General features: G+C 64.2%; 16 protein-coding genes. 11 read left to right on the top strand and 5 right to left on the bottom strand.

All coding sequences use genetic code 11. The annotated features are described in order from the left end of the window. The first annotated feature begins 5 nt into the window (after nucleotides 1-5). The gene (trxA, locus tag DCO48_RS06420; RefSeq protein ID WP_116549760.1) at nucleotides 6-878 is read left to right on the top strand and encodes a thioredoxin; all 873 of its coding nucleotides are present in this window, start codon (nucleotides 6-8) and stop codon (nucleotides 876-878) included. 58 nt (nucleotides 879-936) lie between these two features. On the opposite strand, the gene DCO48_RS06415 is transcribed toward trxA, so the two are convergent. After that, nucleotides 937-1284, bottom strand: a complete 348-nt coding sequence (locus DCO48_RS06415; RefSeq protein WP_116549759.1) for a hypothetical protein — start codon at nucleotides 1282-1284, stop codon at nucleotides 937-939. Between the two features lie 131 nt (nucleotides 1285-1415). Between DCO48_RS06415 and DCO48_RS06410 the strand changes: the two genes are divergently transcribed. The 5 genes from DCO48_RS06410 (at nucleotide 1416) to DCO48_RS06390 (ending at nucleotide 5295) form a co-directional block, all read left to right on the top strand. Beyond that, nucleotides 1416-1988 carry a DUF2796 domain-containing protein gene (locus DCO48_RS06410; RefSeq protein WP_116549758.1) on the top strand — a complete coding sequence of 191 codons (573 nt, stop codon included), beginning with the start codon at nucleotides 1416-1418 and terminating at the stop codon, nucleotides 1986-1988. A gap of 2 nt (nucleotides 1989-1990) precedes the next feature. Further along, the gene (locus DCO48_RS06405; RefSeq protein ID WP_116549757.1) at nucleotides 1991-2710 is read left to right on the top strand and encodes an ABC transporter ATP-binding protein; all 720 of its coding nucleotides are present in this window, start codon (nucleotides 1991-1993) and stop codon (nucleotides 2708-2710) included. Further along, complete coding sequence (locus DCO48_RS06400; RefSeq protein ID WP_116549756.1) at nucleotides 2710-3975, top strand: ABC transporter permease; 1266 nt, start codon at nucleotides 2710-2712, stop codon at nucleotides 3973-3975. The genes DCO48_RS06405 and DCO48_RS06400 overlap by 1 nt, the downstream gene beginning before the upstream one ends. An 11-nt stretch (nucleotides 3976-3986) precedes the next feature. Continuing rightward, on the top strand, nucleotides 3987-4502 hold the full coding sequence (locus DCO48_RS06395) for a DUF3299 domain-containing protein (RefSeq protein ID WP_116549755.1): 516 nt from the start codon (nucleotides 3987-3989) through the stop codon (nucleotides 4500-4502). Nucleotides 4503-4611: 109 nt separating this feature from the next. After that, complete coding sequence (locus DCO48_RS06390; protein WP_116549754.1) at nucleotides 4612-5295, top strand: OmpW family protein; 684 nt, start codon at nucleotides 4612-4614, stop codon at nucleotides 5293-5295. 84 nt (nucleotides 5296-5379) lie between these two features. Here the strand turns inward: DCO48_RS06390 and DCO48_RS06385 are convergent, their stop codons facing one another. After that, nucleotides 5380-6309 carry an NAD-dependent epimerase/dehydratase family protein gene (locus DCO48_RS06385; RefSeq protein WP_116549753.1) on the bottom strand — a complete coding sequence of 310 codons (930 nt, stop codon included), beginning with the start codon at nucleotides 6307-6309 and terminating at the stop codon, nucleotides 5380-5382. Beyond that, nucleotides 6302-7186, bottom strand: a complete 885-nt coding sequence (locus tag DCO48_RS06380) for a sugar nucleotide-binding protein (RefSeq protein WP_116549752.1) — start codon at nucleotides 7184-7186, stop codon at nucleotides 6302-6304. Before DCO48_RS06380 ends, DCO48_RS06385 begins: the two co-directional genes overlap by 8 nt. 295 nt (nucleotides 7187-7481) lie before the next feature. Between DCO48_RS06380 and DCO48_RS06375 the strand changes: the two genes are divergently transcribed. From DCO48_RS06375 to DCO48_RS06365, 3 genes are read left to right on the top strand one after another with little or no spacing between them, the layout of a single operon-like run. Continuing rightward, nucleotides 7482-8525 (top strand): TauD/TfdA family dioxygenase, encoded by a 1044-nt coding sequence (locus tag DCO48_RS06375; RefSeq protein WP_116549751.1) that lies wholly within the window; start codon nucleotides 7482-7484, stop codon nucleotides 8523-8525. A gap of 18 nt (nucleotides 8526-8543) precedes the next feature. Beyond that, nucleotides 8544-9338 carry a TSUP family transporter gene (locus DCO48_RS06370; protein WP_116549750.1) on the top strand — a complete coding sequence of 265 codons (795 nt, stop codon included), beginning with the start codon at nucleotides 8544-8546 and terminating at the stop codon, nucleotides 9336-9338. A gap of 9 nt (nucleotides 9339-9347) precedes the next feature. Next, nucleotides 9348-10187 carry an alpha/beta hydrolase gene (locus DCO48_RS06365; RefSeq protein WP_116549749.1) on the top strand — a complete coding sequence of 280 codons (840 nt, stop codon included), beginning with the start codon at nucleotides 9348-9350 and terminating at the stop codon, nucleotides 10185-10187. 6 nt (nucleotides 10188-10193) lie between these two features. Here the strand turns inward: DCO48_RS06365 and DCO48_RS06360 are convergent, their stop codons facing one another. Beyond that, nucleotides 10194-11012, bottom strand: coding sequence for a helix-turn-helix transcriptional regulator (locus DCO48_RS06360; RefSeq protein ID WP_116549748.1), 819 nt, complete (start codon nucleotides 11010-11012; stop codon nucleotides 10194-10196). Between the two features lie 178 nt (nucleotides 11013-11190). Here DCO48_RS06360 and DCO48_RS06355 point away from each other — a divergent pair, with 178 nt between their 5' ends. Both DCO48_RS06355 and DCO48_RS06350 read left to right on the top strand, forming a co-directional pair. Continuing rightward, nucleotides 11191-12633, top strand: coding sequence for a sodium:alanine symporter family protein (locus tag DCO48_RS06355; protein ID WP_116549747.1), 1443 nt, complete (start codon nucleotides 11191-11193; stop codon nucleotides 12631-12633). 81 nt (nucleotides 12634-12714) lie between these two features. Then, complete coding sequence (locus DCO48_RS06350; RefSeq protein WP_116549746.1) at nucleotides 12715-13707, top strand: asparaginase; 993 nt, start codon at nucleotides 12715-12717, stop codon at nucleotides 13705-13707. A gap of 78 nt (nucleotides 13708-13785) precedes the next feature. Here the strand turns inward: DCO48_RS06350 and DCO48_RS06345 are convergent, their stop codons facing one another. Beyond that, nucleotides 13786-14298, bottom strand: a complete 513-nt coding sequence (locus tag DCO48_RS06345) for a single-stranded DNA-binding protein (protein WP_116549745.1) — start codon at nucleotides 14296-14298, stop codon at nucleotides 13786-13788. Nucleotide 14299: the final 1 nt, after the last annotated feature.

Raw genomic sequence — 14299 nt, 5'->3', positions numbered from 1 at the left:
TCGCGATGAGCCAAGACACCCCGTACATTTTCGACGCCACCGACGCCGATTTCGATCAGTCGGTCATTCAGAATTCCTTCCACAAGCCGGTCCTCGTCGACTTTTGGGCCGAATGGTGTGCGCCGTGCAAAGCGCTGATGCCACTGCTGGCGAAGATTGCCGAGGACTATCAGGGCGAGTTGCTGCTGGCCAAGGTCAACTGCGACATTGAGCAGGATGTCGTTGCCCGCTTCGGCATTCGCAGCCTGCCGACCGTGGTGCTGTTCAAGGATGGTCAACCGGTCGACGGCTTTGCCGGGGCCCAGCCGGAATCGGCGATTCGGGCCTTGCTCGAACCGCATGTACAGATGCCGCCAGCGGCCGCAGCCGACCCGCTGGAGCTGGCGCAGGCGCTGTTCGCCGAAGGGCGTTTCAGTGAAGCCGAGGCCACGCTGAAGGCGCTGCTGAGCGAAGACAACAGCAATGCCGGGGCGCTGATCCTCTATGCACGCTGCCTGGCTGAACGGGGCGAGCTGAATGAAGCGCAAGCCGTGCTGGATGCGGTGAAGAGCGATGAGCACAAGGCCGCGCTGGCTGGCGCGAAGGCGCAACTGACCTTCCTGCGGCAGGCAGCGAGCTTGCCGGAAGTGGCCGAACTAAAATCGCGCCTGGCGCAGCATGCCGAGGATGACGAGGCGGCGTATCAGCTGAGCATTCAGCAGTTGTCGCGCCAGCAGTATGAGGCGGCGCTGGATGGGCTGTTGAAGCTGTTCATGCGTAATCGCGGCTATGAGGGCGGGTTGCCGCACAAGACGCTGCTGCAGGTGTTCGAGCTGCTGGGCAGCGATCATCCGCTGGTGGGGGTGTACCGGCGCAAGTTGTTTGCGGCGTTGTACTGACCTTCAGCGCCTCATCGCGGGACAAGCCCGCTCCCTGTAGGAGCTGGCTTGCCTGCGCCTACAGCCCCACCCAGTGATACTCCGGCGCGTCGGCCCCGCTCTCTACCTTCACCTCGGCGCTATGGCGCAAACGCACCAGCAGGCGCTTGCCACTCGCCGTATTCCCGGCCAACCCTTCCAGCTGTTCCAGCAACTGCGGCCCGCTCAAATGCCCGGCCTTGCGCAGCACCTCGCGCGCGGCCTGCCAGAGCGAATCGTCCGGCCGCGCCGACACCGCCGGCGCAGCACCCGTCACCACCGCCGGTGCCACCGCAGCCAAGTGCCCACCCAACTGGGCCCACTCCGCCGGGTCCAGCTCTACAGTCAAATCCACCGGCCAATCGCCGATGTGCCCTCGAATTCGCACGCTCGCACCCTCCTGTGTTCAGACGCCCATGCTCCCACGCACACACCCCGTCGCCAAGCAGTGCTAGCATCCATTACAAAACTTGTTATAACATTTCAAAACATGTCCAACGCCCTTGCGGAGTACTCTCCATGCGTCGTCTGCTGCTCGCCTTGCCGCTCGCCCTGCTGCCCCTCGCTGTAGCCCATGCACACGATGACCACGACGACCATGCCCATGGCAGCCTCGGTGCCCATGAGCACGGGGTGGCCCGGGTCAATGCGGTGCTCGACGGCACTACCCTGGAGCTGGAACTGGAAAGCCCGGCGATGAACCTGCTGGGCTTCGAACACGCTGCCGTCAGCGCCGCCGACAAGGCCACGGTCGCCACCGTGCGCAAGCAGCTGGAGCAACCACTGAGCCTGTTCGCCCTGGGCAACGCCGCTGGCTGCACAGAAACCGATCAGGACCTCGACAGCCCACTGTTCGACGATGCCCCGGCCAAGGACGACGATGCCGATGACGACGAGCACGACCACGCACACAGCGAGATCCACGCGCATTACCAATTCACCTGCAGCGAACCGGCAAACCTGACGCAGCTGGACCTGAGCCCGCTGTTCAAGGCGTTCCCCGCCACCCAAAAAATCCAGCTGCAACTGATCGGCCCGAGCGGCCAGCACGGTGTCACCGCCACGGCGGCCACCCCGACGACCAAATTCTGACCATGCGCCAGGCCCTGATCGAACTGACCGACCTGCGCTTTGCCTGGCCTGGCCAGGCGCCGCTGCTGGACATTCCGGCGCTGCGCCTGGAGGCCGGCGCGTCGCTGTTCCTCAAAGGCCCCAGCGGCAGCGGCAAAACCACCCTGCTCGGCCTGCTCGGCGGCGTGCAAAAGCCCGACAGCGGCAGTGTGCGTCTGCTCGGCCAGGAACTGGGCGAGCTGACGTTGTCGGCCCGTGACCGCTTTCGGGTCGACCACACCGGCTACATCTTCCAACAGTTCAACCTGCTGCCGTTTCTCTCGCTACGCGAGAACGTCGAGCTGCCCTGTCGCTTCTCGCGCAGCCGCGCCGAGCGCGCCGCGCAACGCCATGGCAGTGTCGATGCCGCTGCCGCCACCCTGCTCGCTCACCTCGGGCTGAGCGACCCGGCGCTGCTCAACCGCCGTGCCGACAGCCTGTCGATCGGCCAGCAGCAACGGGTAGCCGCCGCGCGGGCGCTGATCGGGCAACCCGAGCTGGTGATCGCCGACGAGCCCACTTCGGCGCTCGATGCCGATAGCCGCGAAGCCTTTATCCGCCTGCTGTTCGCCGAATGCCGCGAGGCCGGTTCGAGCCTGCTGTTCGTCAGCCACGACCAGAGCCTGGCGCCGCTGTTCGACCGTCAGTTGTCGCTCGCCGAACTCAACCGCGCCGCCCGCACCGCCAGCGATCTGGAGGCCTGATGTACCTGCTTCGTCTTGCCCTGGCGAGCCTCGCCAACCGTCGTTTCACCGCCTTCCTCACTGCCTTCGCGATTGCCCTGTCGGTGGGCCTGCTGCTGGCCGTCGAGCGGGTGCGCACCGAAGCCCGCGCCAGCTTCGCCAGTACTATCAGCGGCACCGACCTGATCGTCGGCGCGCGCTCAGGTTCGGTGAACCTGCTGCTGTACTCGGTGTTTCGCATCGGCAACGCCACCAACAACATCCGCTGGGACAGCTACGAGCATTACGCCAACAACCCCCGGGTGAAATGGGCGATCCCGATTTCCCTGGGCGACTCGCACCGCGGTTACCGAGTGATGGGCACTACCGAGGCGTACTTCGAGCACTACCAGTACGGCCGCAAACAGAACCTGCAACTGGGCCAGGGACGGGCCTTCGCCAGCGACCCGTTCGAAGTGGTGCTCGGCGCCGAAGTGGCCGAGGCGCTGCACTACCAGCTCGGCGACAAGCTGGTACTGGCCCACGGTGTGGCCGCTATCAGCCTGGTGAAACACGACGACAAGCCGTTCACCGTGGTCGGTGTGCTCAAGCGCACCGGCACCCCGGTCGACCGTACGCTGCACATCAGCCTGGGCGGCATGGAAGCGATTCACATCGACTGGCAGAACGGCGTACCGGCGCGCGGGGCCAGCAAGGTCAGCGCCACTCAGGCGCGCAACATGGACCTCACGCCCAAGGCCATCACCGCCTTCATGCTCGGCCTGAACAACAAGATCGCGACCTTCACCCTGCAACGGGAAATCAACGAATTTCGCGGCGAGCCGTTGCTGGCGATTCTGCCCGGGGTTGCCTTGCAGGAATTGTGGAGCCTGATGGGCACCGCCGAACAGGCACTGTTCGTGGTGTCGCTGTTCGTCGTGCTGACCGGCTTGATCGGCATGCTCACGGCAATCCTCACCAGCCTCAACGAGCGCCGGCGCGAGATGGCGATTCTGCGCTCGGTGGGCGCGCGACCGTGGCACATCGCCGGGCTGCTGGTACTGGAAGCGTTCTCGCTGGCGCTGGCAGGTATCGTCGTCGGCCTGGGTCTGCTTTACTTCGGCATCGCCGTGGCCCAAGGCTACGTGCAATCGAACTACGGTCTGTACCTGCCGCTGGCGCTGCCGAGCGCACATGAATGGAGGTTGCTGGCGGTCATCCTCGGGGCTGCCGTGCTGATGGGCAGTATTCCGGCCTGGCGTGCCTATCGGCAATCGCTGGCGGACGGCTTGTCCATCCACTTATGAGAACCCCAACGATGCCGCGCGTTCTGTTGATGCTGTTGTTGATGCTTGGGCAAAGCGCGTGGGCCGGCGAGCCGCGCACCCTGCAATGGCCGCAATTGATCCCCGAGGGGGCACCGCTGATCAAGCCACAGATGACCCCGCTGCATGACCTGTCGCAACTGAGCAGCGCGCTGGCCGGCGAGTCGGCCCCGGCCGCGCAGCAGCAGGCGCCGGATGCGCCGGTGGTGCAGGCGCTCGATGGCCAGCAGGTGAAACTTCCCGGCTATGTGGTGCCGCTGGAAGTCAGCGAAGAAGGACGCACCACCGAGTTTCTGCTGGTGCCGTATTACGGCGCGTGCATCCATGTGCCGCCGCCACCGTCGAACCAGATCGTCCATGTGTTCAGCGAAATCGGTATCAAGGTCGAGGACCTCTACCAGCCGTACTGGATCGAAGGGCCGATGCAGGTCAAGGCGTCGAGCAGCGAGCTGGCCGAGGCCGGCTACCGGATGGAGGCCGAGAAAATCTACGCCTATGAACTACAATGAACAGCCGCGCCATAGCGCTTGAGTTTTCATTGAGCTGCGTCAAGATCCCCCCTGCGCGGCCTCCCTACCATTGGACACATTAAATTCTAATCGTCCTTTGGGAGCTTCCATGAACAAGTCCTTGCTCAGCGCCTCGCTCATTGCCCTGGCGCTTGCAGCCCCTGTTGCCCACGCCCACCAGGCGGGTGACTTCATCCTGCGTGCCGGTGCGATCACCACGGCTCCCAACGAAGACAGCGGCGAGATCAAGCTCGACGGTGCCAAGGCTGCGGGCACCAAGGCGACCCTGACCAGCGACACCCAACTGGGCCTGGCCTTCGCCTACATGCTCACCGACCACATCGGCCTGGAGTTGCTGGCGGCAACCCCGTTCCAGCACGAAGTCGGGGTCAAGGGCCTGGGCGCCGGCCTGGACGGCAAGCTCGCCGATATCAAGCAACTGCCACCGACCCTGTCGCTGCAGTACTACCCGATGGAGCCAACCTCGAAGTTCCAGCCATACGCAGGTATCGGCCTGAACTACACCCTGTTCTTTGACGAAGACCTGAGCAGCAACCGCAAGGCCCAGGGCTTCAGCAACATGAAACTGAAAGACTCGGTCGGCCTGGCCGGTCAGTTGGGCATGGACTACATGCTCACCGACAACCTGCTGCTGAACGCCGCCGTCTGGTACGTGGACATCGACACCCAGGCCAGCATCGACGGCCCAAGCGCCCTGGGCGTTGGCAAGACCAAGGTGGATGTGGATGTCGACCCATGGGTGTACATGGTCGGTATCGGCTACAAGTTCTAAGCATCGGGTAACAGAAAGGCCGCGACGTGGTGGGCGTCGCGGCCTTTTTTTGTGCCCGGCTTTTCGGCCTTGCCGGTGATGCGCTTAACGGCCGAGCAATTTCGCTAGGCCCTGCGCCAGCGGTGTCGGCTCAGGGAACTGGAAACGCGCCAGCAAGCGCGCATTGTTCGCCCGCGAGTGGCGAATGTCGCCCGCGCGCGCCGGCCCATGGCTGACCGCCGGCAAGCTGCCAACCACAGTGCGCAATGCCTCCAGCAACTGGTTCAGCGACGTGGCCTGGTTCAGGCCGATATTCACCGCGCCCTCTTCCACCTGCGCCAGCTCCAACGCCTGCACCATCACCGTGACCAGATCGCCGACGTAGACAAAGTCGCGGGTCTGCTCGCCATCGCCGAACAGCACGATCGGTTGCCCGTTCAAGGCTCGCTCGCTGAAGATGCTGATCACCCCGGAATACGGCGACGACGGGTCCTGGCGCGGCCCAAAGATGTTGAAGAAGCGGAACACCACCGGCTCCAGAGCATGCTGACGACGGTAGAAATCCAGGTACTGCTCGCCCGCGAGCTTGTCCACCGCATAGGGTGTGAGTGGCGCCTTGGGCGTGTCTTCGACGATCGACTCGCCTTCGCCATTGTTGCCATACACCGCCGCACTGGAGGCAAACAGCACGCGCTTGATGCCATTGAGGCGCATCGCCTCGCAGACGTTCAGCGTGCCGATAAAGTTGCTCTGGTGGGTTTTCACCGGGTCTTCGACCGAGGCCTGCACCGAGGCCACCGCGGCCAGGTGCACCACCGCGCGACAGCCTTCGACCGCCTTGCCCAGCAGCACCGGGTCGGCGACATCGCCTTCGATCAGTTGCAGGCGCGGGTTGTCCAGTTGCAGGTTGCTGCGCTTGCCGGTGGACAGATCGTCCAGCACGCGGACTGCGTAACCCTTTTCCAGCAGCGCATCGCTCAGGTGCGAACCGATGAAGCCAGCGCCACCGGTGATCAGAATGGGAGCATCAGCCATGACGGTAGAATCGATCCAGTAAGGTCGGCAGGCCAGCACGCCAGGCGCGCGGCTTGATGCCGAAAGTGTGCAGAATTTTCTTGCAGGCCAGCACCGCGTGCTGCGGCTCCTCTGCCGCATCCGGGCGCGCGGCATGGGCCTGCGCGGTAGGCGTTTCAACCGCCAGTGTGTGCAACTGCGACGCCTCGCTGAGGATCGCCTGCCCCAGCGCCAGCGGCGTGGTCGCCTCGTTGCCGGCGTAGTGGTAGGTGCCCCACAGCGGCGCGGCGCAATCGAGCTGCTTGAGTACCGAGAGGATCACCCGCGCGGCATCGTCGACGGGCGTCGGGTTGCCACGACGATCGTCGGCCAGCAGCAGCTCCTGGGCTTTTTCGGCGCGGGTCAGGAAGCGCCCGAGCACGCCGTCGATGCTCTCGTCGAGGACCCAGCCAAACCGCAGCAGGACATGCTGCGGACAGGTCGCACGCACGCTCTGCTCCATCCGCCACAGGGCCTGGCCACGCTGACCGAGCGGCACCGGCTCGTCCTTCTCGCTGTAGGCGGTCGCCCGCGAGCCATCGAAGACCCGGTAACTGGAAGGTTGCAGCAGGATGATGTTGTGGTGCTGACAGAGCTCGGCCAGGCGCTCGACCGAGCGCTCCTGGACAGCCAGGCGCTGTTCGCTGACCGATTCGGCCTGGAACCAGTCGAAGTAGTAGGCCAGGTTGATCAGGGCATCCGGGCGGGTGTCGTCGAGCAGCTGGGTCAGGCTCGCCGCGTCCCAGCCCTGGTCGGGCGGGCGCGGTGCGAGAAAGCCGATATCTTCCTCGGCCCCGAGACGAATCAGCGCTTGCCCGAGGGCATTTCCACCACCCAACAGCATCAGGCGCATTCGCATAGAGTCAACAAGTCCGCTCAGGTCGATTGAGGAAAGGCTCATTTTGCGGTTTCCGGCCGGGGAAGTCCAACGCAGGGCCGGCAGAGCGCCAACGAAGGCCGACCTATCAAGCCTTTTTATTTCCGCTTACACAAAATAGGAAACTGCCTATACTGCGCGCGGAATGAGCTTACAGACGCGGACGGAATAACCGCGTTGAATAGTTAGCTCAGTCGATTGCCGGTTGCCAGACGCCCTGTCTGATATCCGGCCGGCACGGATTGCCCGACAAGACCAATAACAAGGAATGTTTCCCATGCAGGAATCGGAAGTCGCGTACCTGAGTTTCGACCAGGACCAGGCCCGCACGCTGGCGGCCGCCAGCCAGAACCTCGCCGAGCTCGGCGGCCCCCAGGCCCGCGGAGTCGCCGCCCTGGCCCGCCAGTGGGCACAGCGCATCCAGCCAACCCTCGATGCCAGCCAACAGGCCGCGTTGCAGCACTTCGCCGATGGCAGGCTGGCGGCACTGATGTGCACGCAGATGACCTGCCCCGGCAGCGATCCGGCCCCCGCACTGCTCCCCGACTTGCCCACCCTGACACAGAGCGAGCGCTGCCTGTACCTGGCCTCGCGCAACCAGTTGCTGCTGGAGCTGGTGCACTACCGCGCCTTCGCCTTCGACATCGATAACGAAGGCCAGGTGGTGCGTCTGGTCGGTAACTTCAAGGGCGGCGGCAGCGTACTGCGCCCTGGCGAAGACCCCACTAGCCGCATCGAGCTCAGCTCACATGCCGGCCTGCGCCTGGGGCCGCACACCGAGGCGCCCTACAACTGCTCGGTGCAAGCCCGCGAGGGCCGCTCGCCGGCACCGTCGGCACTGATCCTCAGTGCGCGCTGGAACCCGGCCAATGAGCCAACGCGAATCATCCCGCTGCGCCCGGTCATCGAAAAACTCGGCAGCCTGCATGCCCTGGCGCTGACCTCGGCGTCCTTCGACTTCACCCGCAGTGACTGCTTCGTCGCCGGCCAGGGTGAGGCCGGCAAGGCCACTTCGATGCTGCAGTTCGATCCCGACGGCGGCTTTGCCATGCGCTACAACGCCTACCGCTTCTCGCTCAACGATCACGCCAGCGAAGCCGCCGGGCGCGCTTTCGATGCGTTCCAGGCCTTGCTCGGCGAGAGCGAAGCGCTGCCCTTTGTGTTGCAGCCCGACAACGCGCTGCTGATCAACAACAGCCGCGCCCTGCATGGCCGCGACATTCTCCAGGACAACCGTCGCCTGCTGGTGCGCCTGTTCGGCTATTCACGCTTCGCCCAACCGGCGGTACTCAGCGAAGACCCGCTGCTGGTACGCGGCTGACCACAAGGACCCCTCCCGATGATGGAAATTGATATCACGTTGTTGCTGACCCTGGCGTCGGTGGCCCTGATGGCCGGTTTTTTCGACGCCATCGCTGGCGGCGGTGGGCTGATCACCCTGCCAGTGCTGTTCGTCGCCGGCATCGACCCGTTGGCCGCCATCGCCACCAACAAGTTCCAGGCCGCCTCGGCCACGGTCTCGGCCACCTATGCCTTCGCCCGCAAGGGCATGATCGACTGGCAGAACGGCTTGCCAATGGCCGCCATGGCGTTTGCCGGGGGCGCCCTCGGGGCGTTGTCGGTCAGCCTGATACCAAAGGAATTCCTGCAGGCCTGTGTGCCGGTGCTGCTGATCCTGGTGGCGGCCTACTTCGCCTTCAGCCCCAAGCCGGACGAGCACGCGCGCAAGGCGAAAATCTCGGTCAGCCTGTTCTGCCTGGCCGTGGCGCCGCTGATCGGCTTCTATGACGGCATCTTCGGCCCAGGCGTGGGCTCGTTCTTCATGGTCGCCTGCGTCATCCTGCTCGGACAGACACTGCTGCGTGCGGTGTGCAACGCCAAGCTGCTGAATGCCTCATGCAACCTTGGGGCGCTGTCGGTGTTCGCCCTGAGCGGCGCCATCGTCTGGCCGCTGGCGCTGGCGATGGCCGCAGCAGCGTTTGTCGGTGCACAACTCGGGGCTCGCTGCGCGGTGCATTTCGGCCCTAAACTGATCAAGCCGTTGCTGGTCTGCGTCTGCTGCATCATGGCGCTCAAGCTGCTGCTCAGCGCCGGCAATCCACTTGGCGAATGGCTGCATCATCAGTTCCTCTAGGCGGTGTTCATGCTCCCCGAAGCGACCTCGACCCAACGCGACACCTGGCAATACGACGAACCCGCTCCCGGCATGGAGCGCTTTGTCAGCGAAGACTTCGGCAGTTATCAACAGCAGGCACGCCTGCTGTTGCCCGACACGGAACGTGCGCCACCGCTGTTTGTGGTCGGCGGCGCACGCTCCGATTTCACTCGTTTGAGCCCCCTGCTCTATCGCCTGCAACAGCGCGGCATCGGCTCGCTGACCGGCAACCTGTCCGGGCACAGCCGCGCCAGCGAACCGGGCGCGCCAGCACCGTCGCTGAATACCAACCTGGCCGAAGCCAAGCGCTTTCACCGGCATATCGCCGCGCAGTGCAAAACGCTGGTCGGGCACAGCCTGGGCGCGGCCATCGCGCTGAAACTGGCAGCGCAGACCCCGGCCATCGACAAGCTGGTACTGATCTGCCCGGCGGTGTACCCGGACGACGCCCACGACGCACCGTTCGGCCCGGCCTTTACGGCGGCAATCAGCAAGCCCTACGGCTTTCTCGATTGCGACAGTTTTGAATTTTTGCGCCAGTTCTCCGGCCGGGTGTTGCTGGTGATGGGCGAGTACGACGGGCTCAACTCGCGGACTCACGGCCAGGGCGAAGGCCGCTCGGCCGGCACCTTGTGGCTGGCCGGTGCGCAACGCTACAGCCCGATCCCCGAGGAGGTCACACGCAGCCTGCTCGCTGCGGTGCCGCCGCCACACCTGGAGTGCCTGCTGCTCGCCGACTGCGACCATGGCATCGCCGCCCACCTGCGCAACACGCCAGCAGTCGCCGATCAGGTGGCGCAGACAGTGGCTGAATTCATCCTCGGCTGAGCCGGCCTATTCGATCTCGAACAGGCCGTTGCTGATCGGCCCGACATTCAGGCGCTCGCGCACGTCGTCGTCGATGCGCGGGTCATCGGGCCGGTAGAGCTTCACCTGGCGATAGGCATTGATGCGGTTGATCTCCGCACCGAGGTATTCCCAGACCACCCGGGTGCAGGCCGGGGTACGCCGGTCACCGCTGGAAACCCCGGTTTTCAGGCCGTTGAGGCGGGTGATCCGACTCTTGAAGCTGGGAATGAGGATGGTCTGGCTCATCTCATTGAGCGTCAGCGACTCGTAGTCCATCAGGAACAGGCGGTCCTGCAACTGGAACGCCGCGCCCAGATAGCGACAACGCACCCAGTCTTCAGCCTGCACGTCGGTACTGCTCGATCGCTCCTGGCGCTCCTGGCGCTCGAACAGGTAGGTGCCGCGCTCCTCGCGCAGGTGCACCAGCGAAAGCAGAATGGTGCCCGGCACCGACATGCAGTTGGAATACTCGAAGTAGTAACCGCAGTAGCGCGACAGGTTGCCGGCATGTTCGCGCAATGGCCGCAGCAAGTCGACCAGCGGATCGCCCTGTGCCGTATTGGCCTGGGCAGTACTGCGCGCGCCGATCAGCCGGGCGAACTGTTCCGGCGGCAATCCCAGCTCATATTCCTCCACACCGAAGAAATCACCGATGCGCTTGAGGTTGTAAGCCGTCGGACGGCTCTGCCCGCTGAGGTACTTGTTGAACTGCCCGCGATTGATCGACAGCTGCCGGCAAACCTCTGAAATAGAGCGGTAGTGGCTACAGGCCAATTTCAGGTTGGTCGCAAAAAACTCACTCATGAACGCAGGTCCGGCTGATGCGAAAGGCGCCAGTTTAGCATCAAGTCGCATCAATTCAGAGCAACCCGCGAAATTGTAACGACTGGTGTCATAGCCAACCATGCGCCCCCATGGACTACGGCATTTCTGCCTGTACCTACGTCTTTCATGCAAAGAATAAGAATCGAGGTCTTCACCCATGCTCGAAGTGCTCAATGATTTCCTTTCGGGGAAACTCCTCATCGTGCTGATCGTCGGACTGGGCAGCTACTTCACGCTGCGCTCCCGTTTCGTCCAGTTCCGTCATTTCGGCCATATGTTCGGCGTCTTCAAGGAATCCCTGCGGGGCCAGGCAGGCCAGCTGAGCTCGTTCCAGGCCCTGATGCTGAGCCTGGCCGGCCGCGTTGGTGCCGGTAACATCGCCGGGGTCGGCATCGCCGTGACCCTGGGTGGCCCAGGCGCCGTGTTCTGGATGTGGGTGACCGCACTGGTCGGCATGTCCAGCAGCTTCTTCGAATGCACCCTGGCCCAGGTCTACAAGCGCGCCGATGGCGATGGCCTGTACCGCGGCGGCCCGGCGTACTACATCCTGCACGGCCTGAAGCTGAAGAAAATGGCAGTGCTGTTCTCGCTGCTGTTGCTCGTCACCTACGGCTTCGCCTTCAATGGCCTGCAGTCGTACACCGTAACTCACTCACTGCAGAACGCCTTCGGCTTCGCCCCCGAGCACAGTGGCATTGCCCTGGCCGTGCTGCTGGCAATCGTCTTCCTCGGCGGCATCAAGCGCATCGCTTCGGTCTCCGACCTGCTGGTACCGGTGAAGACCCTGGCCTACATCGGCGTGACCCTGTACGTGATCGGCAGCCAGATCGAACATGTTCCGGCCATGCTGGAAACCATCTTCAAGAGCGCTTTCGGCCTTGATCCTGCGTTCGGCGGCCTGCTCGGCAGCGCCATCGTCATGGGCGTGAAGCGCGGCGTGTTCGCCAACGAAGCCGGCCTGGGCAGTGCGCCGAACGTCGCTGCCGTTGCCGCCGTGCGTCACCCTGGCGCACAGGGTGTGGTACAGGCCTTCAGCGTGTTCCTCGATACCTTCGTGATCTGCACCTGCACCGCGCTGCTGATCCTGCTCTCGGGCTTCTATACCCCGGGGTTCGAAGGTGACGGCATCGTCCTGACCCAGAACTCGCTGGCCGCCGTGGTCGGTGACTGGGGCCGCCTGTTCGTCAGCGTCGCGCTGTCGCTGTTCGTCTTCACCTGCATCCTCTACAACTACTACCTGGGCGAAACCAGCCTGCAGTTCCTCACCCGCAACCGTGTGGTGCTGATGAGCTACCGCGCACTGGTACTGGCGCTGATCGTCTGGGGCTCGGTGCAGAACCTGTCGACCGTATTCGCCTTCGCCGACATCACCATGACCTGCCTGGCGTTCGTCAACCTGATCGCCCTGGCCCTGCTGTTCAAGATCGGCCTGCGGGTGATGCGCGACTACGACGAACAACGCAAGGCCGGCATCAAGCAGCCGGTGTTCGACGCATCGAAGTTCAGCGACCTCGACCTCGACCCGCAAGCCTGGCCAACCGCGCCGCGCGCCGAGGCCAGCAGCACCGTCGTCGTAGGTGAGGCTCAAGCGCAACGCTGAGCCGCCTACGCAGAAGCCGCCCCACTCGCGGGCGGCTTTTTTCTTTCCGCCCTTTCCTTTCACCTGCCCGGAAGCCTGACCATGCGCGCAGTCAAGAACCTCCTCGTCCTCTATACCGGGGGCACCATCGGCATGCTGGAAACGCCGCAAGGCCTGGCGCCAGCGGGCGGCTTCGAGACGCGCATGCGGGCCTATCTGGAGACGGCGGTGGATGCACCGCAGATCGCTTGGCAGTTGCGCGAACTGTTGCCACTGCTCGACAGCGCAAACATGCAGCAAGCCAACTGGCTGGCGATGTGCGACGCGATTGTCGAGGCAGTGAAACGCGATGGCCACGACGGCATCCTGCTGCTGCACGGCACCGATACCCTGGCGTACAGCGCAGCGGCCTTGTCGTTCCTGCTGCTCGGGCTGGACGTGCCGGTGCTGCTGACCGGTTCGATGCTGCCGGCCGGCGCGCCGGACAGCGACGCCTGGGACAATCTATGCGGCGCGCTGCGGCAGTTCGAGACCGGTGTGCCGGCTGGCGTGCAGTTGTACTTCGCCGGTCAGTTGCTGCATGGCGCCCGCGCCAGCAAGCTGCGCAGCGAAGCCTTCGATGCCTTTGCCGCCTTGCCGCGCCATCGCGAAGGACAAAAGGCCCTGGAACTGCCGGCAGTGCTGACATACTGCCAGCCGCGGATCCCGGTGAACCTGGCGGTGCTGCCGGTATTCCCGGGCTTGCAGGCGGTGCATCTGCGGGCGCTGCTGGACACTGGCGTGAAGGGCTTGCTACTGGAGTGCTATGGCAGCGGCACCGGACCGTCCGACGACGAAGCCCTGCTCGCCGCCGTGCGCGAGGCGTGCCAACGCGGAGTACTGGTGGTAGCAATCAGTCAGTGCCCACAAGGCAGCGTGATGTTCGATACCTACGCCGCCGGCAGCCGTCTGCGCGATAGCGGGCTGGTATCGGCTGGCGGCATGACACGCGAAGCCGCCTTGGGCAAGTTGTTCGCCTTGCTGGGTGCCGGGCTCGATGCACTCACGGCGCAGCATTGGTTTGCCCTGGACCTGTGTGGCGAGCGCGTCGACTGACTACCCCAGCGTTCTCTACGCCATAAAAAAACCCATCCGAAGATGGGTTTTTTACATTCAGCTCAGCGCAAGGATGGCTTAGAACGGAATATCGTCGTCGAAGCTGTCGAAATCGGCCGCCGGCTGTGGCGCTGGCTGTTGCGGCGCAGGGCGCTGTGGCGCCTGTTGCGGACGCGGAGCCTGCTGACGTGGTGCCTGGTTGTAGTTGTTGCCACCGCCCTGCTGCTGAGAACCGTCCTGGTTCTGCGGACGACCGCCGAGCAGCTGCATGGTGCCTTGCATGTCGACGATAATTTCAGTGGTGTAACGCTTGATGCCGTCTTTTTCCCACTCGCGGGTTTGCAATTTGCCCTCGATGTAGACCTGGGAGCCCTTGCGCAGGTACTCGCCAGCGATCTCGGCGACCTTGCCGAACATCGAAACGCGGTGCCACTCGGTGCGCTCGACCTTCTGGCCGGTTTGCTTGTCGGTCCACTGCTCGCTGGTGGCCAGGCTCAGGTTGGTCACGGCGTTGCCATTTGGCAGGTAGCGAACTTCAGGGTCCTGGCCGCACGTGCCGACCAAAATGACTTTGTTAACCCCACGGGCCATA

Origin of the sequence: Pseudomonas sp. SDI (assembly GCF_003105155.1) — a bacterium.
GTDB lineage: Bacteria > Pseudomonadota > Gammaproteobacteria > Pseudomonadales > Pseudomonadaceae > Aquipseudomonas.
This window is presented reverse-complemented; position numbering and strand designations above follow the sequence as displayed.